This window comes from uncultured Tateyamaria sp. (assembly GCF_947503415.1).
GTDB lineage: Bacteria > Pseudomonadota > Alphaproteobacteria > Rhodobacterales > Rhodobacteraceae > Tateyamaria.
The window spans coordinates 218,025-239,632 of sequence record NZ_CANNDS010000004.1 but is presented as its reverse complement, the minus strand read 5'-3'; the positions used below and the strand labels follow the sequence as shown (position 1 = coordinate 239,632).

The 21,608-nt window shown below is 60.4% G+C and carries 23 protein-coding genes and 1 tRNA gene; 12 read left to right on the top strand and 12 right to left on the bottom strand.

The genetic code is table 11. The annotated features are described in order from the left end of the window. Nucleotides 1-58 precede the first annotated feature (58 nt). Both clpX and Q1A32_RS20095 read right to left on the bottom strand, forming a co-directional pair. Entirely contained in the window at nt 59-1,324 is a 1,266-nt protein-coding gene (gene clpX, locus Q1A32_RS20100) for an ATP-dependent Clp protease ATP-binding subunit ClpX (RefSeq protein WP_299614164.1), read from the bottom strand. 161 nt (nt 1,325-1,485) lie between these two features. Continuing rightward, a complete protein-coding gene (locus tag Q1A32_RS20095) occupies nt 1,486-2,127 on the bottom strand; it encodes an ATP-dependent Clp protease proteolytic subunit (protein ID WP_299614163.1) in 642 nt (213 codons plus the stop codon). Nucleotides 2,128-2,303: 176 nt separating this feature from the next. On the opposite strand from Q1A32_RS20095, the gene Q1A32_RS20090 reads away from it, so the two are divergent. Both Q1A32_RS20090 and Q1A32_RS20085 read left to right on the top strand, forming a co-directional pair. Continuing rightward, complete coding sequence (locus Q1A32_RS20090) at nt 2,304-2,687, top strand: DoxX family protein (protein ID WP_299657341.1); 384 nt, start codon at nt 2,304-2,306, stop codon at nt 2,685-2,687. 6 nt (nt 2,688-2,693) lie between these two features. Then, entirely contained in the window at nt 2,694-3,947 is a 1,254-nt protein-coding gene (locus Q1A32_RS20085) for an FAD-binding domain-containing protein (RefSeq protein ID WP_366141248.1), read from the top strand. A gap of 1 nt (nt 3,948) precedes the next feature. Here Q1A32_RS20085 and Q1A32_RS20080 read toward each other — a convergent pair whose 3' ends face one another. Next, the gene (locus tag Q1A32_RS20080) at nt 3,949-5,016 is read right to left on the bottom strand and encodes a zinc ABC transporter substrate-binding protein (protein WP_299657338.1); all 1,068 of its coding nucleotides are present in this window, start codon (nt 5,014-5,016) and stop codon (nt 3,949-3,951) included. 100 nt (nt 5,017-5,116) lie between these two features. Between Q1A32_RS20080 and Q1A32_RS20075 the strand changes: the two genes are divergently transcribed. The 3 genes from Q1A32_RS20075 to Q1A32_RS20065 are packed head-to-tail and all read left to right on the top strand — an operon-like array spanning nt 5,117 to nt 7,117. Next, nucleotides 5,117-5,602 carry a transcriptional repressor gene (locus Q1A32_RS20075; protein WP_299657335.1) on the top strand — a complete coding sequence of 162 codons (486 nt, stop codon included), beginning with the start codon at nt 5,117-5,119 and terminating at the stop codon, nt 5,600-5,602. After that, nucleotides 5,593-6,333, top strand: a complete 741-nt coding sequence (locus tag Q1A32_RS20070) for a metal ABC transporter ATP-binding protein (protein WP_299657331.1) — start codon at nt 5,593-5,595, stop codon at nt 6,331-6,333. Before Q1A32_RS20075 ends, Q1A32_RS20070 begins: the two co-directional genes overlap by 10 nt. Further along, the gene (locus Q1A32_RS20065) at nt 6,326-7,117 is read left to right on the top strand and encodes a metal ABC transporter permease (protein ID WP_299614157.1); all 792 of its coding nucleotides are present in this window, start codon (nt 6,326-6,328) and stop codon (nt 7,115-7,117) included. Before Q1A32_RS20070 ends, Q1A32_RS20065 begins: the two co-directional genes overlap by 8 nt. Before the next feature lie 9 nt (nt 7,118-7,126). Here the strand turns inward: Q1A32_RS20065 and Q1A32_RS20060 are convergent, their stop codons facing one another. The 8 genes from Q1A32_RS20060 to Q1A32_RS20025 all read right to left on the bottom strand — a co-directional run bounded on the left by Q1A32_RS20060 (nt 7,127) and on the right by Q1A32_RS20025 (nt 13,927). After that, nucleotides 7,127-7,816, bottom strand: a complete 690-nt coding sequence (locus Q1A32_RS20060; RefSeq protein WP_299657328.1) for an ABC transporter ATP-binding protein — start codon at nt 7,814-7,816, stop codon at nt 7,127-7,129. Next, entirely contained in the window at nt 7,813-8,568 is a 756-nt protein-coding gene (locus Q1A32_RS20055; RefSeq protein ID WP_299657325.1) for an ABC transporter ATP-binding protein, read from the bottom strand. The genes Q1A32_RS20060 and Q1A32_RS20055 overlap by 4 nt, the downstream gene beginning before the upstream one ends. Beyond that, the gene (locus Q1A32_RS20050) at nt 8,561-9,544 is read right to left on the bottom strand and encodes a branched-chain amino acid ABC transporter permease (protein ID WP_299657322.1); all 984 of its coding nucleotides are present in this window, start codon (nt 9,542-9,544) and stop codon (nt 8,561-8,563) included. The genes Q1A32_RS20055 and Q1A32_RS20050 overlap by 8 nt, the downstream gene beginning before the upstream one ends. Continuing rightward, nucleotides 9,544-10,461, bottom strand: a complete 918-nt coding sequence (locus tag Q1A32_RS20045) for a branched-chain amino acid ABC transporter permease (protein WP_299657319.1) — start codon at nt 10,459-10,461, stop codon at nt 9,544-9,546. The genes Q1A32_RS20050 and Q1A32_RS20045 overlap by 1 nt, the downstream gene beginning before the upstream one ends. Before the next feature lie 86 nt (nt 10,462-10,547). After that, complete coding sequence (locus Q1A32_RS20040; RefSeq protein ID WP_299657316.1) at nt 10,548-11,675, bottom strand: ABC transporter substrate-binding protein; 1,128 nt, start codon at nt 11,673-11,675, stop codon at nt 10,548-10,550. A gap of 86 nt (nt 11,676-11,761) precedes the next feature. Next, nucleotides 11,762-12,946, bottom strand: a complete 1,185-nt coding sequence (gene kynU, locus Q1A32_RS20035; protein ID WP_299657314.1) for a kynureninase — start codon at nt 12,944-12,946, stop codon at nt 11,762-11,764. Continuing rightward, nucleotides 12,947-13,771, bottom strand: coding sequence for a tryptophan 2,3-dioxygenase (locus tag Q1A32_RS20030; protein ID WP_299657312.1), 825 nt, complete (start codon nt 13,769-13,771; stop codon nt 12,947-12,949). A gap of 66 nt (nt 13,772-13,837) precedes the next feature. Then, nucleotides 13,838-13,927, bottom strand: a tRNA-Ser gene (locus Q1A32_RS20025). 215 nt (nt 13,928-14,142) lie between these two features. Here Q1A32_RS20025 and Q1A32_RS20020 point away from each other — a divergent pair. The 7 genes from Q1A32_RS20020 (at nt 14,143) to Q1A32_RS19990 (ending at nt 20,671) form a co-directional block, all read left to right on the top strand. Next, nucleotides 14,143-15,063 carry an SPOR domain-containing protein gene (locus Q1A32_RS20020; RefSeq protein WP_299657311.1) on the top strand — a complete coding sequence of 307 codons (921 nt, stop codon included), beginning with the start codon at nt 14,143-14,145 and terminating at the stop codon, nt 15,061-15,063. 17 nt (nt 15,064-15,080) lie between these two features. Further along, nucleotides 15,081-16,247: a D-alanyl-D-alanine carboxypeptidase family protein gene (locus Q1A32_RS20015; RefSeq protein WP_299657309.1), complete on the top strand. Its 1,167-nt coding sequence runs from the start codon at nt 15,081-15,083 to the stop codon at nt 16,245-16,247. Beyond that, entirely contained in the window at nt 16,244-16,879 is a 636-nt protein-coding gene (tmk, locus tag Q1A32_RS20010; RefSeq protein ID WP_299657307.1) for a dTMP kinase, read from the top strand. Before Q1A32_RS20015 ends, tmk begins: the two co-directional genes overlap by 4 nt. A 73-nt stretch (nt 16,880-16,952) precedes the next feature. Then, complete coding sequence (locus Q1A32_RS20005; RefSeq protein WP_299657305.1) at nt 16,953-18,071, top strand: DNA polymerase III subunit delta'; 1,119 nt, start codon at nt 16,953-16,955, stop codon at nt 18,069-18,071. After that, a complete protein-coding gene (locus Q1A32_RS20000; RefSeq protein WP_299657303.1) occupies nt 18,068-18,868 on the top strand; it encodes a TatD family hydrolase in 801 nt (266 codons plus the stop codon). Before Q1A32_RS20005 ends, Q1A32_RS20000 begins: the two co-directional genes overlap by 4 nt. Next, on the top strand, nt 18,865-19,668 hold the full coding sequence (locus Q1A32_RS19995; RefSeq protein WP_299657301.1) for an MBL fold metallo-hydrolase: 804 nt from the start codon (nt 18,865-18,867) through the stop codon (nt 19,666-19,668). Before Q1A32_RS20000 ends, Q1A32_RS19995 begins: the two co-directional genes overlap by 4 nt. A gap of 73 nt (nt 19,669-19,741) precedes the next feature. Beyond that, nucleotides 19,742-20,671, top strand: coding sequence for an AEC family transporter (locus tag Q1A32_RS19990; protein ID WP_299657299.1), 930 nt, complete (start codon nt 19,742-19,744; stop codon nt 20,669-20,671). Here the strand turns inward: Q1A32_RS19990 and Q1A32_RS19985 are convergent. After that, a complete protein-coding gene (locus Q1A32_RS19985; protein WP_299657297.1) occupies nt 20,628-21,536 on the bottom strand; it encodes a YihY/virulence factor BrkB family protein in 909 nt (302 codons plus the stop codon). The two genes, Q1A32_RS19990 and Q1A32_RS19985, sit on opposite strands and share 44 nt — an antisense overlap. Nucleotides 21,537-21,608 lie beyond the last annotated feature (72 nt).

The following is a 21,608-nucleotide window of genomic DNA, read 5'->3' as shown; positions in this document are numbered from 1 at the left end:
GCGCACAAGAAAAAAGGCGGGTCAGAGACCCGCCTTACTTTTTGACGTGAGATGTTTGTCAGCTGGCTGACGCCGGCTCTTTTTCTGCCTCGGCATGGATCATCAATGGTGCGGCGTCAGATGTCACCGCCTCTTCATTGACGACCACTTCGGTCACTGACTCAAGTCCGGGCAATTCGAACATCGTGTTGAGCAAGATGTCTTCGAGGATGGACCGCAAACCACGTGCGCCGGTTTTCCGCTCGATCGCGCGTTTGGCGATGGCGCTCAGCGCGTCGTCGGTAAAGGTAAGTTCCGTATCTTCCAGCTCAAACAAGCGTTGGTACTGCTTGACCAGAGCGTTCTTGGGAGCCGTCAGGATCGTGACCAGCGCGTCCTCATCCAGATCTTCGAGCGTTGCAAGAACCGGCAGACGACCCACAAATTCCGGGATCAGACCGAATTTCAACAGATCCTCGGGTTCAAGGTCGGTAAAGATTTCGCCCACGCCGCGCGCATCATTGTCCCGCACGTCCGCACCGAAGCCCATGGCGGAGCCTTTGCCCCGCTGTGCAATGATCTTGTCGAGCCCTGCAAACGCGCCACCACAGATGAACAGAATGTTCGTCGTGTCCACTTGCAGGAATTCCTGCTGCGGGTGTTTACGCCCACCTTGCGGCGGAACCGATGCAACGGTCCCTTCCATAAGCTTGAGCAGTGCCTGCTGCACGCCCTCGCCCGACACATCGCGGGTGATGGATGGGTTTTCGGACTTACGCGTGATCTTGTCGACCTCGTCGATATAGACGATGCCGCGTTGCGCGCGTTCGACATTGTACTCGGACGATTGCAACAACTTCAGAATGATGTTTTCGACATCCTCGCCCACATATCCGGCTTCGGTCAGGGTCGTCGCGTCCGCCATCGTGAACGGCACGTCCAGAATACGCGCCAGCGTTTGGGCCAGAAGCGTTTTGCCGCAGCCCGTAGGACCAATCAGCAGGATGTTGGATTTTGCCAACTCGATGTCCCCGCCCTTCTGGGCATGGTTCAAGCGTTTGTAGTGGTTGTGCACGGCAACTGACAGCACGCGCTTGGCCATGGCCTGACCAATCACGTAGTCATCCAGGACCTCGCAGATGTCCTTGGGCGTTGGTACACCATCGGTGGATTTCAGGCCCGACGCCTTCGTCTCTTCCCGAATGATATCCATGCAAAGCTCAACACACTCGTCACAGATAAAGACGGTTGGTCCTGCAATCAGCTTGCGGACCTCGTGCTGGCTCTTGCCGCAGAAGCTGCAGTAGAGGGTATTCTTGCTGTCGCCGCCCGAATTCGTGGCCATATCGCGTCCTTCCCGGCAGATGCCGCCATTCCAGGTGCCGGTCGTGTCCGGCGCGCCCCGCGTTGCCCGTCAGCTTAAGACAGGCCCGCGGGGTCCACAATCGTCTTTTTGCCTGACCTCGCGGTCAAATCACGCACTTTGTGAAGCGCGCGATTCCAGCCTTAGCTGTCGCCTTCATCATCTTTGGAACGCTTGTCCACAATCTCGTCGATATGACCCCATTCCTTGGCTTCTTCAGGGGTCAGCCATGTGTCGCGGTCCAGCGCCTTTTGCACGGTATCATAGTCTTGGCCTGCATGTTTGACATACAATTGGTACAGGCGTTCCCGTGTCTTTTCGATGTGGCGCGCCGAGATCAGGATGTCCGATGCCATACCCTGCGATCCGCCGGACGGCTGGTGCACCATGATTTCGGAGTTTGGCAGGGCAAATCGCATACCCGGCTCCCCCCCGATGGCAATCACCGATCCCATGGACGCTGCCATACCGCAGATCAGCGTGGACACCTTGGGTTTGATGTATTGCATCGTGTCGTAGATCGACAGGCCCGCCGTCACTTCGCCACCGGGCGAATTGACATACATGCTGATTTCTTTCGACGGATTTTCCGCCTCAAGGTGCAGAAGCTGCGCCACGATCAGGTGGCTCATGCCCGAATGGATCGGACCGTTGATGAAAACAATCCGCTCCTTCAGCAGGCGCGAGAAGATGTCATAGGCCCGTTCGCCCCGGCTGGTCTGTTCAACCACCATGGGCACCAGGTTGTTCGTGATGTGTGCATATTGATCGATGGGATCGCGCATATTGTCCTGCCTCGTCAGACTTCCGCGAGACCATACCCGCTGAAGTGTTACCCGAGTCTTAGTATCGGCATTCGGGGGCTGCAAGGGGACGTGAAATGCGTTGTGGCGCAAATGATCTTGATTAATATTAGTACGATATACGTAATACTTTGTGCAAACGGCCATCTGGAGTAGTCATGACTGTTATTTTTTTTGCTGGGCGGGGTATCTTGGCATCCCTGTTCATCCTCGCGGGCATCGACAAAATCACTGATCCAACAACGACTATCGCAACCATGACCGACGCTGGTCTGCCGTTGCCCGCCCTTTTGATCGTCGCGGTGATCGCGGTGGAATTGGGCGGCGGATTGGCCGTCGCCGTGGGGCTGGGTCGGATCGGACAAGTGGCGGCAATTGCCTTGATCCTTCACACACTGGCCGTAAACGTCACGCTGCACCCATTCTGGGCCGTCGCGCCGGACATTGCGCGCACGGAATTGTCGCTGTTTTTCAAGAATATCGCAGTGATTGGCGGTCTCATGATGGTGGCGGCCGGGGCACACACCAATGCGAAGAGTTGACCGGACTTGGCGACGCGTTACCTCCGGTTCATGACCGAAGCCCTGACCCGTTTTCCTCCGACCCGCACTGCAGCCCTTGAGCGTCTGAACCGCTTTCTGCCTCATGCGGGGCGGGACTATGCGGCGCGGCGCAATTACGATCTGGGCCGGGACGGTCATGTCGGGGTGTCGACCCTGTCGCCTTACATCCGGGCGCGGCTGTTGACCGAAACCGAGGTTTTGGAAGCCACACTTGGCCGTCACAGCGCCAATGCCGCTGATAAATTCATCCAAGAGGTTTATTGGCGGACATATTGGAAGGGCTGGCTTGAAATGCGGCCGGCAGTCTGGGGACAATACAAGTCGGCGCTGAAAGGTGCTTTGGACAATACCCAAACTCAATCGGGTTTGCGTGACCGATGGGAAGCCGCATGCAAGGGTGAGACGGACATCGCGTGCTTTAACTCTTGGGCGCAAGATCTTGTAAGTACAGGATACCTGCACAATCACGCCCGGATGTGGTTCGCGTCCATCTGGATCTTTACATTGCGATTGCCGTGGGAACTGGGCGCCGATTTCTTTCTCAGGCATCTGTTGGATGGGGACCCGGCGTCCAACACGTTGAGTTGGCGCTGGGTCGCGGGCATTCAGACACCGGGCAAGACGTATCTCGCGCGCACCTCCAACATCTCGAAATACACAGTAGGGCGGTTTGCGCCCAAGTGGCAGTTGGCAGGAGAGGCACCTGCCCTGTCTGGCCCTCCCGTGCCTGACCGTGCGCCGATACCAGACACGGATGTGCCACTTGTTGAAGGTCGCACCGGCCTGATCCTGCATGATGACGATCTGAGCCCCGGATACGTGTTGGACACCGGGACTTCGCCGGTTGCGACAGCCGCGATAGTTACGCGGTCGGGTCTTTCGCCGCTCGAAGTTGCACCGTATGTCGCGGACTTTGCATCGCAAGCGATCCATGACGTCACAGAGCGATTTGGATCACGCCTAGGGCCGGTCTCGCACGTCGTACCCACTGCCAAGGCACTTGCAGACTGGGCACAGGAAAACGCTCTGGATCAAATCGTGACTGCCTATGCGCCGGTGGGTCCAGCAGCAGATGTGCTGGCCCAACTGGCGTCAATGGACGGTGCACCACCCATCAAACTGATGCGGCGTCCTTACGACAGCGCGGCATGGCCGCACGCGACACATGGGTTTTTCCGCTTCAAAGACAAGATACCGCAGCTCTTGGGCAATCTGCGCGGTCTGCACGCAGCAGAATAGGTCACTTGAAACACTCAGCCAGCGACGTTGCCATGGCGCGGATCACCGAAGCGTAAAGGTCCGGGCCAGGTTCGGCTGTCACACCGATGGGGTCTATCTCACCCAATTTCAGATCGCCCATCGCATTCATGATACCCGGATTGAACTGAGGTTCAGTCAGCGCGCAAACGGCGTCGTGCTGCTGCACTTCCTCGCGCAGTTCTGCAACGCGTCGCGGGCTGGGGTCCTCGGCATCCGACGCTGATACGGCGCCAACGGCAGCAATGCCAAAACGTGCCTCAAAGTATTGGTAGGCGTCGTGAAACACGATGAACGGACGGTCTGAAACGGGTTCCAGCATCAGTTTGGCTTCAGCGTTCAAATCGCTGATTTCCTGCTCGAACGCTTGCGCATTGTCGGTATAGGTTTGGGCATTTGCGGGATCGATCTCAGCCAGCTGTTTTGCGATCTCTCCAGCCCAGATCACGGCGTTCTGCGGGTCAAGCCATGCATGTGGGTCCATACCGTCGGCGTGAGCGTGATCGTCATGCGCATCGTGCGCGTGGTCCTCGTGCTCTGCGGTTTCATGGTCTTCATGGGCGTGTTCGTCGTGCCCATGATCGTCATGCCCATCCTTGTCGTGTGCGTGCTCGTCATGCCCATCATCATCATGCGCGTGGTCTTTGTCGCCATGATCATCGTGATCGTCGTGCCCGTGATCATGATCATGCGCGGCAAATGCAGCGCCTTCTCGCGATTCCAATCGGATCGTCTGCGGCAAATCCAGCAACTCGATGTGCAAGGCGCCCTCGCCCAGCGTGTCCACTGGCCCTTCAAGCCATGGCGTCAAGGCATGCCCCATCCACACAACGACATCCGCCTCATCGAGCGCGCGCGCTTCGGAGGGGCGCAAGTTGTGATCATGCGGAGACGTGCCGGGTGGTACAATCAGATCAGGTGTTCCCACCCCGTCCATCACCGCAGCGACGATGCTGTGCACCGGCGCGATGTCCACTGCGACGCGCGGCACCTCGGCCAGCGCAGCGCTGCTTGCAAAGATTACAGACGAAGTCAGAAAAATTCGGCGCATCACATCCTCATTGATATGTTATAACATATAAGGTGAGTTGCTATCTGTCATAGTATAACATATCAACCCACAAAATTTGACGGCGGCTCTCTGAGGTCCCATGCCAACCCTAGGTTTCCACGACCACGATCACGCATCCTGCATTCGCTCGACCTTGGCGCGGGCGGAAGCGCATTGCGTGGCGCATAAGCTGAAGTTCACGCCTGTACGGCGGCGCACGCTGGAAATCCTGTTGGCAGAGCACAGGGCGATCGGTGCCTATGATCTTTTGGCGAAATTGGCCGAAGAAGGTTTGGGCGCAGCCCCACCTGTCGCCTATCGCGCCTTGGATTTTCTGACGGCTGCAGGTTTTGCGCACAAGATCGAAGGCTTGAACGCCTATATCGCCTGCGCGCACCTTGGCGAAGATCACGCCCCGGCGTTTCTGGTCTGCACCAATTGCCGATCTGTCGCAGAGGCGGATACAGCCAGCGACAAGGGCCGGTTGGGCCAAGCGGCCGCTGCCACCGGGTTCAGGATCGAACGCACGGTGATCGAAGCCATGGGCCTGTGCCCTGCCTGTGTCGAGGATACACCATGCGCCTGATGACTGCCGAAGGGCTGAGCCTTGGTCACGCCGGTGCGACGACCTTGCGCGATGTCGATTTCCACATTGACCGCGGAGAGATTGTGACGTTGGTGGGACCCAACGGCTCCGGCAAGTCAACCTTGGTCAAAGGGTTGATCGGTGCGCTGCGCCCCCTTAGGGGCCATGTTGACCAGTTGCGCGACCTGCGCATCGGGTATGTCCCGCAAAGCCTGCAGATCGATAGCTTTTTGCCGCTCACTGTCACACGGTTTCTGTGCCTGCCCCATCGCCATTCTGCTGAAGCGATGGCGCGTGCGCTCCAGGAAGCGGGGGTGCCCGACCTTGCCAAACATCAAATGCGCGACCTGTCCGGCGGGCAGTTCCAACGCGTGTTGCTAGCGCGTGCGTTGCTGATGAGTCCTGATCTGCTGATCCTGGATGAAGCGACCCAAGGGCTTGATCAACCGGGCGCGGCTGCGTTCTATCGCCAGATTGCAGAGGTGCGCGATCAGTTGGGATGTGCGGTCTTGATGGTCAGTCACGACCTTCATGTCGTTATGGCCGCATCCGATAGGGTGTTGTGTCTGAACGGGCACGTCTGCTGCCAAGGCACGCCGGATGTGGTGCAGGATGCGCCTGAATACCGCGCCTTGTTTGGCACGGGCACACAGGGCGCTTTCGCTCTTTATCGGCATCAACACGACCACCACCATCATCACGACCACGACCACGACCACGAAGATGCTTGACGATTTTCTTGTACGTGCCGGGCTTGCGGGTGTCGGCACCGCGTTGGCTGCCGCCCCTTTGGGCTGCTTTGTTGTCTGGCGTCGCATGGCCTATTTCGGAGACGCCACGGCGCATGCCGCGTTGCTGGGCGTGGCGCTTTCCCTCGCATTCCAAGGCCCCATCATGGTCGGGGTTCTCGCCTCTGCGCTGAGTATGGCTGTGCTGGTGCAGGGATTGTCGGGGCGCGGATTGGCGGAAGATACACTGCTTGGCGTGATGGCGCATGCCGCGCTGGCTGTCGGTTTGGTTGCCGTGTCACTGATGTCGGGCGTGCGCGTGGACCTGATGGGGTACCTTTTCGGTGATATTCTGGCAGTGTCCAAAACTGATCTTGGCTTGATATGGTCGGGCGCTGCAGTGGTCGTGGGGCTGATCCTGTGGCGTTGGCAGCGGCTGCTCACAGCGACGTTGAACCCCGATCTTGCCCAATCGAGCGGCATTTCGGCCCGCACGGAACAACTGGTGTTGACGGTCGCACTTGCCGTGACCGTGGCCGTTGCAATCAAGGTGGTCGGCGCGCTGTTGATCGGCGCGCTCTTGGTTATCCCACCGGCTGTCGCGCGGCCACTTGCCCGCACCCCAGAGAGCATGGCCATGATGACGGCGCTCATTGGCAGTGCATCTGCCGTCGGCGGTCTGGCAGCCGCGTATCAGTTCGACACGCCAACCGGTCCCACAATTGTATGCGTCGCAGCGGGTCTGTTTGTTTTGACGACACTGTTTGGCGCACGCATCACACGCTGAGGCCTACGGTCAAACCCCGAGATAGGTGTTGGCAACCTCGCCGGCGACCTGCGACATCGCACCGTGCCACACAGACCGTCCCCGTTCGAGGATCACGGCACGCTCGGCAATGCGGCCAAGTTCGGCCAGCGATTTGTCCACGACCAATAGGGACAGGCCGCTGTCTCGCCGCACCGCATCGAGGGCTGACCAGATTTCTTGACGGACAACCGGAGCCAGCCCTTCCGTCGCCTCGTCCAACAGCATGAGCCGCGGGTTGGTCATCAAGGCCCGACCGATGGCAAGCATCTGCTGTTCACCGCCCGACAAATGCCCGGCAACCTGCCCCGCCCGTTCACCAAGGCGCGGAAACAATTGGGTGACCTTGCGCATGTCCCATGGTCCCGGTCGCGCAGCAGCAATCAGATTTTCCCCAACGGTCAGGTTGGAGAACACACGTCGCCCTTCGGGCACCAATCCAAGCCCCGCGCGCGCCGCCACGTGCGGCGGAGTGCGGGCCATGTCCTGACCAGCAAAGCGCACCTGACCCGCCGAGTGCGCCATCAAACGACAGATCACGCGAATGGTGGTGGATTTGCCCATACCGTTGCGGCCCATCAGGGCCAGCACTTCGCCCTCGTCCACGGTCAGATCGACACCGAACAGGGCCTGCGCCGCGCCATAAGCCGCCTCGATCCCCTCCAGGTGCAGCAGGGTCATGGCGCGACCTCCTCGCCCAGATACGCCGTCTGCACCTCTGCATTGCGGCGGATCTGCGCAGGCGTGCCCGTGGCAATCACCCGCCCCGACACCAGAACAGAAATACGGTCGGCCAGCGCAAACACGGCGTCCATGTCATGCTCAACCAACAGGATCGGTGCCTCGGCCCGCAACCCATCCAGAAAGGCGGTCATGCGCGCAGACCCTTCGGACCCAAGCCCTGCCATCGGCTCGTCCATCAAAAATGCCTTTGGCTTCAATGTCAGGGCAACAGCCACTTCCAGAAGACGGCGCTGGCCGTGGCTCAGCTCGGCCACACGCATGGCGGCAACATCGCCAAGGCCGACCCGGTGCAATGCGGCCTCGGCCTCTACCCTTAGGCCCGCGTCCCGCATCACGGGGCGCACAAACCGCCAGACCGACCGGGACGCGCCCACAGCCCCAAGCATCACGTTCTGCAACACACTGTTTTCCATGGCCAGTGCGCTGATCTGAAAAGTGCGCCCAAGGCCTGCCTGCGCCCGCTGCGCCGTGCCCAGCCCGGTCACATCCCGCCCCTCGAACAGGATACGCCCCGCATCGGGGGCCAGCGCGCCCGCCACTTGCTGGATCAACGTGGATTTGCCCGCGCCGTTGGGTCCGATCAGGGCATGGATTTCGCCGCTGCGCAGGGTCAACGACACGGTGTCAGTGACCCGCAACGCACCAAAGGACTTCGACAGCCCCTGAAGGTCCAGCAGCGCGTCACTCATGCCGGCCACCCTGCCCGACCAGCGCCCCGATGACGCCACCCCGCGCAAACAGGACCACAAACAAAAGGATCGCCCCCAGATAGATCAGCCAGAACTCGCTGACGCCGCTCAGCAAATGTTCCAGCAACACAAACAGGCACGCGCCAACCACCGGACCAAACAGCCGCCCGATGCCGCCCAGGACAATGAACACGATGAATTCACCCGACATCTGCCAGCTGAACATGGTGGGCGACACAAAGCGGTTCAGATCCGCAAACAGCGCCCCGGCAAGCCCGGTCACGGCCCCCGAAATGACAAAGGCCACAAGGCGCAACTTGAACGGGCTCAGGCCCACAGTCTCGACCCGCGTCGCATTCTGACGCGCCGTGCCCAGTGCCAGACCAAACGCGGACCGCTCGATCCGCCCCATGATCCAAAGCACCAGCGCCAGCAGGGCAAAGACAAGCCCGAAGAACTGTACAGGGTCGAGCGTGTTAAGCCCCGGAAAGCTGTTGCGCACATAAATGCTCAACCCGTCCTCGCCCCCATAGGCGGGCCAGGAGATGGTGAAATAGTAAAACATCTGTCCGAAAGCGAGCGTGATCATGATGAAATAGACACCCGTGGTGCGCAGAGCCAGCAAGCCAATCAGCAGTGCTGCCAGCGCGCTGACACTGATGGCGACCAGCCAGATCACGGGCATGGACTTGGTCCCGTCGATCACGAACAGACCCAGATCAAGCGGGGCATAGCTCTGGGCATGGCTGGCCAGAATGCCCATCGCATAGCCCCCAAGGCCGAAAAACACCGCATGGCCCAGGCTCACCAGCCCGCCCAGCCCCAGCGCAAGGTTCAGCCCCACAGCCGCCAACGCAAGGATGGCCGCCCGCGTGGCAAGGGTAATGGTAAACGGCTCGTCCAACGCCAACGCGGCCAACGCCACGGCAGGCAAAGCCAGAAAGACCAGCAAGTTCAGGATGGTCTCGCGCCGCATCATGCCGTTCCGTACAGGCCCGTGGGCCGAAAGATCAGGACAATGGCCATCAGGATATAGATCGACATCGACGCCAGCGCCGAGCCGACGGAGGTGGCCGCCGATGCCTCCATCACGCCGCTCAGGGCAAGCGGCAACAAAACCCCGCCCAGCGTGTCGGTCAGCCCGACAAGCAGGGCCCCGACAAGTGCCCCCTTGATGGACCCGATCCCACCGATGACAATCACAACAAAGGCTAGGATCAGCACCGGCTCCCCCATCCCGACCTGCACGGACTGAATGGCCCCCACAAGCGCACCTGCAAGGCCGGCAAGGGCCGCGCCCAAGGCAAAGACCAGCGTGTAAAGCCTTGAAATATCGACACCAAGGGCCGCAATCATCTCTCGGTCGCTTTCGCCCGCGCGAATCTGAATGCCGATGCGCGTGCGCGCAATCAACAAGAACAAACCAGCAGCCACCAGCAAGCCCACAACGATGATCAAAAGCCGGTAGGCAGGGTATTGGATGCCCCCCGGCAGCGTCACCGGACCCGCCAACGCGGCAGGCACATCAAGATACAGCGGAAAGGATCCGAACACCCACCGCGTGCCCTCCGACAGGATCAGGATCAGCGCGAATGTGGCCAGCACCTGATCCAGATGGTCCCGGTCATAAAGCCGCCGGATCACGGCCACCTCGATCACCGCACCTGCCGCCGCAGCCGCCACCAGACTGGCGGCAAGGGCCAGCACAAACGATCCCGTCGCCCCGGCCACCGCTGCGGCGGCAAAGGCCCCGATCATGTAAAGCGACCCATGCGCCAGATTGATCAGGCCCATCACCCCAAAGATCAGCGTCAAACCCGCCGCCATCAGGAACAGCATGATCCCCGATTGCAGCCCGTTCAGCACCTGCTCGATCAACAGAAGCGCGCTCATCCACCCCATGTTGCAGGGTGAATGTCACCCCGCAAGCCCTTTATTATGTTTGGAAATAGCCCCGGCGCAAACCGGGGCCGTTCAGATCACAACTTGCAGTCAGCGCCATAAGGATCGCTGTGATCGGTGGCGGCTGTTCCAACGATCCGGTTGGTGACCAGATCACCTTCCTTGACCACCTCACGCATATAGATGTCCTGCACCGGGTGGTTGTTGGCCGCGAAGGAAAACTTGCCCCGCACCGACTGAAAGTCGGCCTCTTTCAACGCGGCCCGGAACGCATCGGCATCGTTCACATCGGCCTTGGCCGCAGCAGAGGCCAGCAGCAGGCCCGTGTCGTACCCTTGCGCTGCATAGATCGACGGCAAGCGGCCAAATTCGGCCTCAAACGCCGCCACAAAGTCGGCATTGCCGGGAACGTCCAGATCCTTGGACCAGTGTGCGGTGTTCTTTGCGCCCACAGCGGCGTCGCCAATGGCCCCCAGAATGCCCTGATCGAAGCTGAAGGCCGGGCCAGAGACGGGCTTGTCCACGCCCGAGCCTGCATATTGCTTCATGAACGAAATCCCCATGCCACCCGGCAGAAAGAAATAGATCTGGTCAGCGTCGCTGGCGCGCATCTGCGCAATCTCGGCGGCGTAATCGGTCTGGCCCAGCTTGGTATAAACCTCCGCCGCGATCTCACCCTGATAGGTGCGCTTGAAGCCCGCCATGATGTCCTGACCCGCCGGGTAGTTCGGGGCCATCAGGAACACTTTGCCCGCCTCACCGCTCAGCGCCGTGCCAGCCGCTTCGGAAAACGCATCGTTCTGCCAGCTGACGTTGAAGTAATTCTCGTGGCACCCCTTGCCCGCCAGCGCCGAAGGGCCTGCATTGGGCGACAGGTAGAACTTGCCCTGCGCCGTCGCCGCAGGCACCACCGCCATGGCCAGGTTCGACCAGATGATCCCGGTCATCACATCGACCTTTTCGGACTGGATCATCTTGTCGGCCAGTTGCACCGCGATGTCCGGTTTGCGCTGGTCATCCTCGATCACCAGTTCGATGTCGTCATTGCCCTTGGTGGCCAGCAGGAACCCGTCCCGCACGTCAATACCAAGGCCCGCACCGCCCCCCGACAGCGTGGTGATCATGCCCACCTTGACGCCATCGGCCTGCGCAGCCGTTCCCAGCGCCGCAACACATGTCGCAGCCATCAACTGTTTGAATGTCATAGAAGTCTTCTCCCTTTTGGTGCCCGGCTCTGGCGGCCCGGCTTTCGGTGTTATCAGACCCTTACGGGCAGGCCCTCTGTCAAGCCCTAGGTGACCTTTTGGCGGGTCATAAAGACCGGATCGTCCCACAATCGGTCCCGCATCACCATCTCGATATGATCCACGGCAGCCAGCACATCACCTTCGTCCAGATAAAGCGGGGTAAAGCCAAAGCGCATGATGTCGGGCGCGCGGAAGTCCCCGATCACACCGCGCGAGATCAGCGCCTGCATTGCGGCGTAGCCATGCTTGAAACTGAAGGACACCTGACTGCCGCGCTGCGTCCCGTCGCGCGGGCTGGCAAGGGTCAGGTCGGGCACGCGGGCTTCCACTTCGTGGATGAATAACTCCTGCAAAGCAATTGATGCAGAACGCAATTCCAACATATCGACGCCATCCCAAACCTCCAACGCGGCCTCCAGAGCGGTCAACTGGATGACGGGCGGTGTGCCGACACGCATACGCTCAATCCCCGGCGCGGGACGATAGTCGAGGTCAAAGGCAAAGGGCGCATCATGTCCCAGCCACCCGGCCAGCGCAGGGTCCACGCTGTCAGCCAGATCCTCACGCACATAGATGAACGCAGGCGCGCCCGGCCCGCCGTTGAGGTATTTGTAAGTGCACCCAACCGCGAATTCACACGCGCAGCCTGCGACATCCACGGGCAACGCCCCTGCACTGTGAGCCAAATCCCAGATCATGACCGCGCCCGCGCTGTGCGCCAGTTCGGTGATTGTTGGCATGTCATGCAATCGCCCGGTGCGGTAATCGACCTGCGTCAGCATCACCGCCGCCACGCTGTCGTCGATGGCCTCGGGAACCGCTTCGGGGTCCACCACGCGCAGCTCGTACCCGCCATCCAGCATCTGGATCAGCCCCTGCGCCATGTAAAGATCCGTGGGAAAATTGCCGGAATCGCTCAGGATAACCTTGCGATCCGGGCGCATTTTCAAGGCCGCCGCCAGCGCCTGATAGACCTTGATGGACAGCGTGTCGCCCATCACAACTGTGCCCGGAGGTGCACCGATCAGTCGCCCGACGGCATCGCCAACACGGCTGGGCTGGGCCATCCAGCCCGCACTGTTCCACCCCTTGATCAGCTGCGCCCCCCATTCGTCCTGCATCATCGCCGCCACACGCGCCTTGGCGGTCCTGGGCAGCGGACCAAGCGAGTTGCCATCAAGGTAGATCACGTCCTCGGGCAGATCGAAAAACTCTTTGTTCAGAACCATCTACAGGGCTCCTCTCACATTCCAAAGTTCAGGAAACAGAACCACATCCAGCATCTTGCGCAAATAGCTGACACCCGCCGTGCCGCCCGTGCCGCGCTTGAAGCCGATGATGCGTTCCACGGTGGTGACATGGTTGAAGCGCCAACGGCGAAAATAGTCTTCCAGGTCTACCAATTTTTCCGCTAATTCGTATAATTCCCAATGGGTTGCCGGTCTTTCATAAACCTTTTGCCACAGGTCCTGCACGACATCGCGCGCTTTCCACGGCCCGGTATGCGGCGCACCTGCCAGATCGTCCGCACCGAAGTGCCCGCCAAGCCGCGCCAGTGCCACCTGATACAAGCTGGGTCGCGATAGTTCTTCCGACAGGATGCCATACGCCTCCGCCCGGTGCTCATGCACTTTCGAAACGGCCAGTTGCCGGTTGCCCAGAACGTATTCGATCAGCCGGTATTGATGCGACTGAAAGCCTGACGAATTGCCCAGGCTTGGCCGGAAGGTCGTGTATTCGCTGGGTGTCATCGTGCGCAGCACATCCCACGCCCCGTTCAATTGTTCAAAGATGCGGGCCACGCGGGTCAGCATCTTGAAGGCGGGGGCCAGATCGCCGGACGCGATGGCATCGCGGGCGGAATTCAACTCGTGGATCGCCAAGCGCATCCACAGCTCCGACGTCTGATGCTGGATGATGAACAACATCTCGTCATGCGCGTCCGACAGCGGATGTTGCGACGACAGCAAGGCATCAAGGCCGAGATAGTCGCTATAGGACATGTCGCCCTTGAAATCGAGCTTGGCGCCGTGGTGTTCGTGTTCCGTGGTCATGGCCGACCTCCCCGATCCGATAATGGACGTGCGGACACCGATGTCCATATCCGGTCGTGGGATGGGTGGCGGAGACTGTGGGATTCGAACCCACGGGACGCTCTCACGCCCAACGGTTTTCAAGACCGCCGCATTCGACCACTCTGCCAAATCTCCGGTGCGCCTGCTTTAGGGGGGCCTGCGCGATTCGGCAAATGCCTACAGATACGGGGAAAATATGCCGATAAACGAATCACACGCTTTTCAGATTGCATGGTTCACGCTATTGTTGCGGCAGAACTCCGCACAAGCGGGGCAATAATCGTGTCGGACGCGGCACCAAGACGGCCCGAAAACGGGCATACAGGCAACAGCAGGCAAGGACTTGGTCCATGAGCAGATCTTCTTCCCATTTCACATTTCGCAGCACCACCGCCGCCCTTTTCGCCCTTGGCCTGTTGGCCGGATGTGACGAAACCGGCCAGTTCGTCGCAATGGATGCTTTCAAGAAACCCAATACCTCCGTCGAAGGCACAGCAGAACCAGGCGCGCCGATCAAAACGGTCGAACGAGATGTGGAAGCACCCGATGTGTTCTCCGCCACCGAAGCCGGTCTGTGGGACGGTCGCCCATCCTTGGGTGGTGTTTGGGTCGCGCACCCAGATGTGACGGAGCCGGAACGGGTGATTATCCGCAACACCGAAAATGATCAGTTCGTCGTCGGGGCCCTCTTCCGCCGCGAACGGGACATTCCCGGACCACGCCTGCAGATCAGCTCTGACGCCGCCGAAGCGCTGGGCATGCTGGCCGGAGCGCCAGCGCAATTGAATGTGACGGCACTGCGCAAGGAAGAGGTGGCAGTTGAGCCCGAGCAACTTCCCGTAGAAGCCGAGGGTGTTGCAGCGCCGGCTGATGTCACCGCGACCACGCTGGATCCAATCGAGAGCGCGGCCGCCGTGCTCGAGGCACCGGTGCCCGATCCAATCCCAGCCGCCGCAACTGCAACACCAAGCATTCAACCAGCCGCAACGCCTGAGCCGACACCTGCCGCCGTAACGACGCGGCCCACGACGTCGAAGCTGGACAGACCGTTCATCCAGATCGGTATCTTTTCGATCGAAGCCAACGCCGACCGCACCGCAAAGCAGATGCGCAATGCCGGTGTCATTCCAACTGTGAAATCCTTCGAACGCGATGGGAAGCCGTTCTGGCGCGTCGTTGTCGGCCCTGCCGCAACGTCCTCGGAACGCAGCCAGCTGCTGAAAACCATCAAAGGCGAAGGTTTCACGGACGCATACGCCGTCACCAATTGACCAGGAGCATACCGACCGTGATCCGCCCCTTTGCTGCCGCCGCCTTGCTGATCGCAACCACCGCCCTGCCCGTCACCGCGTTTGAAACGCGGGCGAGCGCGGCTTACGTGATTGATCATACGACCGGTACGGTTCTGCTGAACAAGAATGCAGACGATCCGCTACCGCCGGCATCCATGTCGAAACTGATGACGCTCTACATGGCGTTTGAAGCGATTGAACGTGGCCAGCTGTCGATGACAGATGAACTTGTCACGTCGGCCCATGCGTCCAGCTTTGGCGGATCGACCCTGTTCCTGCAGCAAAATGAGCGCGTGACCGTCGAGGATTTGATCCGCGGCATCATCGTGTTGTCTGGCAACGACGCCTGCGTGGTGATTGCCGAAGCACTCAGCCCCGACGGGACCGAGGCGGGCTTTGCCCGGTTGATGACCCGCCGGGCGCAGGAAATGGGCATGACCAATTCGACCTTTGCCAATTCCAGCGGCTGGCCTGCCGCGGGGCACCGCATGTCGATGCGCGACCTTGGCCTGCTGTCGCAACGGCTGATCACTGACTATCCCGAATACTACCCGATGTTTTCTGAAACCGAATTTCTGTTTGACGAGAACGAAAGCTCCAACCGCTTCAACCGGAACCCCCTGCTGACACTGGGTATCGGCGCGGACGGTCTTAAGACGGGCCACACGCAAGAAGCGGGTTACGGTCTGACAGGGTCGGCCAAACAGGGCGACCGGCGTGTGATCTTTGTGATCTCGGGCCTTGATACGGTGGGCGCACGCGCACAGGAATCCGAAGCCATCGTGAACTGGGCCTTCCGTCAATTCGCTGAACGCACCGTCGTAGCGGGCGGAGAACGCGTCGCGACTGCCCGCGTCTGGGAAGGGGCCGAACCCGAAGTGGGTCTGGTGCCCGAAGAAGACATCACTGTTCTGCTGCCCATTCTTGCAGGCAAGACGGTAGATGCCGAAGTGGTCTATACAGGTCCGATCCAGGCCCCGATCGCCGCTGGCACGCCGCTGGCCGAACTTGTGATCCAGCCCGAGGGCTTGCCCGAAAAGCGTATCCCGCTGGTGGCCGAGGCCGATATCGCTCACGGCGGCTTTCTGGCCAAGATTTCCACCGCTGCCCTGTCCCTGATCGACCGCTTTACCGAAGGTTCCACGACCGAAGGTGGCGTGTGACAGCCAAAGGGCACTTCATCACGTTCGAAGGTATCGACGGCTCGGGCAAATCCACGCAAGCGCGGATGCTTGCGGAGCATTTGCGCGGGCTGGGGCATGACGTGATCCTGACCCGGGAACCGGGCGGCAGCCCGGGCGCCGAGGAAATCCGCGCGCTTGTTCTTCAAGGTGATCCTGACCGCTGGTCGGCGGAGACGGAGCTCTTGCTATTCACCGCGGCGCGGCGGGATCACATGGAGCGGCTCATTCAACCCGCCATCGACAAAGGTCAGATTGTGATTTGCGATCGTTTCGCCGACAGCACCCGCATGTATCAAGGCCTGAGCCGTGGGGACCTGCGCGGCAAGGTGGACATGCTGCACAAGCTTATGATTGGTCGTGAACCGGACCTGACGATCCTGATCGACATGGACCCCGCTCAAGGCCTCGCCCGTGCCAAAGGGCGGCAAGGAATTGAAGAACGGTTCGAAGACTTCGGCACCGAATTGCAGGAAAAGATGCGGGCGGGTTTCCTGGCTCTCGCGCAGGAGTTCAGCGACCGCTTCCACATCATCGACGGCGCCCGCGCAGTGGAAACGGTCGCGCATGACGTCCAATCCTCCGTGCAGGCATATCTGTCTTCTTCGGACTGAAAATACCACGGGGGGATGTGCGGATGCGCCGGGGGGCTGGCCCCCCTCCCCGCTCCGGTGCTAGAGCAGCCCCATGGCCGATGAGACCCAAGACCCAACCCGCGTCCCTGGCGCACCACATCCTCGCGAAACCGAGACGCTGATTGGTCAGGACACGGCACAGCAGTCTTTCCTAGACGCTTTCGACACAGGCCGTCTGCATCACGCGTGGCTGCTGACCGGTCCGCGCGGTGTGGGCAAGGCCACATTGGCATGGCGTATCGCCCGTTTTCTCTTGGCCACCCCCGACCCTGATCCCAACGACATGTTTGGCGCACCGGTGCCAACGACACTCGATGTTTCCCCCGATCACCCTGTTGCGCGCCGTATCGCGGCAGGCGCCGATCCGGGCCTCAAGTCGGTGCACCGAACCGAGAACGAAAAGACCAAGCGCCTGCGCGATCAGATCACCATCGACGATGTCCGTGCGCTTGGATCGTTCTTTCAACTCAGCGCCACGGATGGCGGACGACGTGTGGTGATCATCGACGCCGCCGATGAGATGAACGTGAACGCGGCTAACGCCCTTCTGAAAATGTTGGAGGAGCCGCCAGCCCGCACAACTCTTTTGCTGATCTGCCACCAGCCAAGCCGCTTGCTGCCAACCATCCGTTCCCGCTGCCGGACGTTGCGCCTGGGAACCCTGAGCGCCACGCAAATGGAACAAGCCATGGCGCAGGCCGGCATCGATCCGGGCCCCGATACCGCAGCGCTTTCCGAACTCAGCGCCGGGTCCGTGGGTGATGCATTGCGGCTGTCGCTGCTTGACGGGCTGAAAATGTACCGGGACGTCATTCACCTGCTTGGAACACTGCCCAATCTCGACCGGGCGCGCGCCCTTGCGCTGGCCGAAGCCTCGGCAGGTCGCGGCGCAGAAGAAAAACTCGACCTGCTCTATACGCTGATCGATGTCGCGCTAAGCCGCCTTGCGCGCACCGGAGCCCTGGGCCATCCACCACAGGTCGAAGCGGCACCTGATGAAGCTGCAATACTAACCCGATTGGCGCCACATGCCGTCCAAGCGCGCGCATGGGCCAACACGGCCCAGACGGCTTTGGCGCGCGCGCGACATGGCCGTGCCGTCAACCTTGACCCTGCCGCGCTGGTTCTAGATACGCTATTCAAGCTTTCCGAGACGGCCCCCGCCCGATGACTCCAGAAATCACCGACAGCCATTGCCACCTCGACTTTCCGGATTTCGAGGGCCAGCTTCCCGACATCATCCAGAATGCCAAAGACGCAGGCGTGACCCGCATGGTCACAATCTGCACCAAGCTGCGGTTGGAGCCGCAGGTACGGGCCATTGCGGAGGCCCACGCGCCCGTGTTCTACGCCGCAGGCACGCATCCGATGAGTGCCGCCGACGAGCCGATGGCATCCACCGACGAACTCATCGCACTGGCGCAACACCCGAAGTTCGTGGGCATCGGGGAAACCGGGCTCGACTATCACTACACGTCCGACTCCGCCGATATTCAAAAACGGTCACTGCGCATCCACATTGACGCTGCACGCCAGACCGCGCTGCCACTGATCATCCACGCGCGTGCGGCCGATGATGATATGGCCCGCATCCTGACAGAGGAATACAGTCAAGGCGCTTACACCTGCGTCATGCACTGCTTTTCCTCGTCAAAGGAACTGGCGCACGCAGCGCTTGATCTGGGCTTTTACCTGTCGATGTCGGGCATCACCGCGTTCCCCAAAAGCCAGGACTTGCGAGACATCTTTGCATCGGCACCGTTGGACCGCATTCTGGTTGAAACCGACGCCCCCTACCTTGCGCCGCCACCGCATCGCGGCAAGCGCAACGAACCTGCCTATACGGCCCACACGGCGCGCAAAGGGGCAGACACGATGGGCGTTGACTACGCGGAATTCGCCGCACGCACCCAAAAGAACTTTGACCGCTTGTTCTCCAAGGCGGCGGCCTACACAGTGCCCGAATGAGCGATACGCTGACATTCACGATCTTGGGCTGTGGCTCATCCGGTGGCGTGCCACGGCTGGGCGGTCACTGGGGGGCGTGTGACCCGGAAAACCCCAAGAACAGACGTCAGCGATGTTCCTTGCTTGTCGAGCGAACCAGCGACGCTGGCACCACAACTGTCCTGATCGATACGTCGCCTGACCTGCGCAACCAGTTGCTGGACACGGGCACCGGCCGACTTGATGGCGTGATCTATACCCATGCGCACGCTGATCATGTCCACGGCATCGACGACCTGCGCATGATCGTGTTCAACATGCGCGAAAGGCTGCAGGTCTGGGCGGATGGCAACACGCAAGACGATCTGATCAGCCGCTTTGGATATGCTTTCGTGCAACCGAAGGGGTCACCCTACCCACCCATCCTCGATCTGAACACGATCGATGGGGACACCGTGATTGATGGCCCCGGCGGACCAATCACTTTCACGCCGTTCGAAGTGGAACATGGCAGCATAGATGCTTTGGGCTTCCGCATTGCCAACGTGGTCTATCTTCCGGATGTGGCAACGATTCCGGACGCCGCATGGGCGCATCTGCACGATCTCGACATATGGATCGTGGATGCTTTGCGACGCGACCCGCATCCGACGCACAGCCACCTCGCCAATACGCTCGACTGGATCGCAAAGGTCCAGCCGAAACGCGCCATTCTGACGAACATGCATATCGACCTCGATTACGACACCGTGCTGGCCGAAACCGCCGCTCATATCGAACCCGCCTATGACGGGCTTAGCGTGACAGTATCGCTGCCCTGATCCGTCTTCATTTTGCCAGATAAACCGCCGCCGGAGGCTCCCGTCCTCTGACACCGCCCGCAGAGGCCCGATCATGCAAGCCCTCCTCGACGTCATTCTGCCCGTCTTTCTGGTGATCGGGTTCGGCTATGTCGCTGTCTGGCGCGGCTTTTTCACCGCTCAGGGCGTGGACGCCCTGATGAAATTCTCGCAGAATTTCGCAATCCCGTGCCTGCTTTTTTCAGCCATCGCCAATCTCGACCTGACCACCAGCCTCGACACCCGCCTGCTGATCAGTTTCTACGCGGGCGCAGCCAGTGGGTTCGCTCTTGGAACGCTTGGCGCCTACTACATCTTCAAACGCGGCATCGAAGACAGCATTGCCATCGGCTTTTGCTGCCTGTTCTCGAACTCGGTGCTGCTTGGGCTTGCCATCAACGAACGCGCTTACGGTCCCGAAGCCCTTGCCGGGGCCTATGCCATCATCGCGTTCCACTCCCCTTTTTGCTACGGCGTCGGCATCACCGCGATGGAGATTGCGCGCAATCGCGGCGGTTCTCCTCTGACAATGATCCGCGGCGTGGCGCGCGCCATGTTCCGCAATGTGCTGGTGCTGGCCATCATCGCAGGGTTCATCGTCAATCTCGGAGGCATCACCTTGCCGGGCGTCCTGCGTGACGGTCTTGATTTGGTCATACGCGCGGCCCTACCGACGGCCTTGTTTGCCCTTGGTGGCGTGTTGATGCATTACAAGCCCGAAGGGGACGCGCGCGTGATCGCAATGATCTGCTTTATCTCGCTGCTCATCCACCCTGCGGTTACATTCACGTTTGGCACTGCTCTGTCTGTTCCATCCGACACGTTCAAGACCACCGTATTGACTGCAGCCATGGCGCCGGGCGTGAATGGATACATTTTCGCGAACATGTACGGGCGCGCCAAACGCGTTGCTGCCACGTCTGTTCTTGTGGCGACGGCGCTCACGATCCTGACGGCATGGATGTGGTTGATGGCTCTGGGATAGACAGCTTTGCCCGTCGTGCCCGGGCAAGCTCGGCGTTCAGCGCGCCCCCCAAAAGAACAAGATACGCACTGATGAATAGCCACATGAGCATCACGATCACAGCACCGATAGAGCCGTAAATCTCGTTGTAGTTTCCAAAATTCTGCAAGTAGAGCGAAAACCCCGTCGATGCCGCCACCCAGAACACAACGGCAAACGTGGCACCGGGCGAAATCAGGCGTGGGCGCTGCCCGGCAAGGTTTGGACCCAAACGATAGATCACGGCAAACCCAGCCAAAAGAACACCGATACCAACGACCCAGCGCGCAACCTCCACCCCGAAATTGGCCCATGGCCCCAGAGGCAGGAACGCAAGAATGACCGGAACGACAACGATGCAGGCCATGGCCGTCAAGACAACGCCAATCAGGCTGAACGTCAGCACGAACGCCCGCAGATAATGGGACAGGCCGCTCCGATTGGGGGCATCGTAAATCGCGTTAAGGCCCTGCATCAACGCAGCCACCCCCGCGCGCGCCGACCAAAGCGCAAATCCGAACGACAACAAGGACGCCCAGCCCAGAGTCAGCCCGTCAGTTGTTGCCAGCTTTACCAGCTGCCCGGCCAGCAGCGCATAAACGTCTGCCGGAATGAGCGCCTGAAATTCCTGTATCTGTTCAAGGGCAAGCGCCGGATCACCGACAATTCCCCAAAGCGCAATCGTGGCAGCGATACCCGGAAACACGGCGAGGATCGCATAGAATGCAACGCCAGCCGCAATCAGCCCCAGATGCTTTTCATCGTTGAGCCGTATGACATGCATGATCGCACGCCACCACAGCGCAGGGTCCTTTGGTGGTTTGGATGACGTTGGTGCGTGGTCCATCAGTTACCAAACCTATGAAAGGCTCAAAGGTTTCTCAATGCAAAGGTGAATGTCGTGCCGAAGACCGGGTAC

Coding starts and splice junctions, on each gene's coding strand:
- clpX (WP_299614164.1), bottom strand. CDS start 1,324: ATGGCCACGAATTCGGGCGGCGACAGCAAGAATACCCTCTACTGCAGC.
- Q1A32_RS20095 (WP_299614163.1), bottom strand. CDS start 2,127: ATGCGCGATCCCATCGATCAATATGCACACATCACGAACAACCTGGTG.
- Q1A32_RS20090 (WP_299657341.1), top strand. CDS start 2,304: ATGACTGTTATTTTTTTTGCTGGGCGGGGTATCTTGGCATCCCTGTTC.
- Q1A32_RS20080 (WP_299657338.1), bottom strand. CDS start 5,016: ATGCGCCGAATTTTTCTGACTTCGTCTGTAATCTTTGCAAGCAGCGCT.
- Q1A32_RS20075 (WP_299657335.1), top strand. CDS start 5,117: ATGCCAACCCTAGGTTTCCACGACCACGATCACGCATCCTGCATTCGC.
- Q1A32_RS20070 (WP_299657331.1), top strand. CDS start 5,593: ATGCGCCTGATGACTGCCGAAGGGCTGAGCCTTGGTCACGCCGGTGCG.
- Q1A32_RS20065 (WP_299614157.1), top strand. CDS start 6,326: ATGCTTGACGATTTTCTTGTACGTGCCGGGCTTGCGGGTGTCGGCACC.
- Q1A32_RS20060 (WP_299657328.1), bottom strand. CDS start 7,816: ATGACCCTGCTGCACCTGGAGGGGATCGAGGCGGCTTATGGCGCGGCG.
- Q1A32_RS20055 (WP_299657325.1), bottom strand. CDS start 8,568: ATGAGTGACGCGCTGCTGGACCTTCAGGGGCTGTCGAAGTCCTTTGGT.
- Q1A32_RS20050 (WP_299657322.1), bottom strand. CDS start 9,544: ATGCGGCGCGAGACCATCCTGAACTTGCTGGTCTTTCTGGCTTTGCCT.
- Q1A32_RS20045 (WP_299657319.1), bottom strand. CDS start 10,461: ATGAGCGCGCTTCTGTTGATCGAGCAGGTGCTGAACGGGCTGCAATCG.
- Q1A32_RS20040 (WP_299657316.1), bottom strand. CDS start 11,675: ATGACATTCAAACAGTTGATGGCTGCGACATGTGTTGCGGCGCTGGGA.
- kynU (WP_299657314.1), bottom strand. CDS start 12,946: ATGGTTCTGAACAAAGAGTTTTTCGATCTGCCCGAGGACGTGATCTAC.
- Q1A32_RS20030 (WP_299657312.1), bottom strand. CDS start 13,771: ATGACCACGGAACACGAACACCACGGCGCCAAGCTCGATTTCAAGGGC.
- Q1A32_RS20020 (WP_299657311.1), top strand. CDS start 14,143: ATGAGCAGATCTTCTTCCCATTTCACATTTCGCAGCACCACCGCCGCC.
- Q1A32_RS20005 (WP_299657305.1), top strand. CDS start 16,953: ATGGCCGATGAGACCCAAGACCCAACCCGCGTCCCTGGCGCACCACAT.
- Q1A32_RS20000 (WP_299657303.1), top strand. CDS start 18,068: ATGACTCCAGAAATCACCGACAGCCATTGCCACCTCGACTTTCCGGAT.
- Q1A32_RS19995 (WP_299657301.1), top strand. CDS start 18,865: ATGAGCGATACGCTGACATTCACGATCTTGGGCTGTGGCTCATCCGGT.
- Q1A32_RS19990 (WP_299657299.1), top strand. CDS start 19,742: ATGCAAGCCCTCCTCGACGTCATTCTGCCCGTCTTTCTGGTGATCGGG.
- Q1A32_RS19985 (WP_299657297.1), bottom strand. CDS start 21,536: ATGGACCACGCACCAACGTCATCCAAACCACCAAAGGACCCTGCGCTG.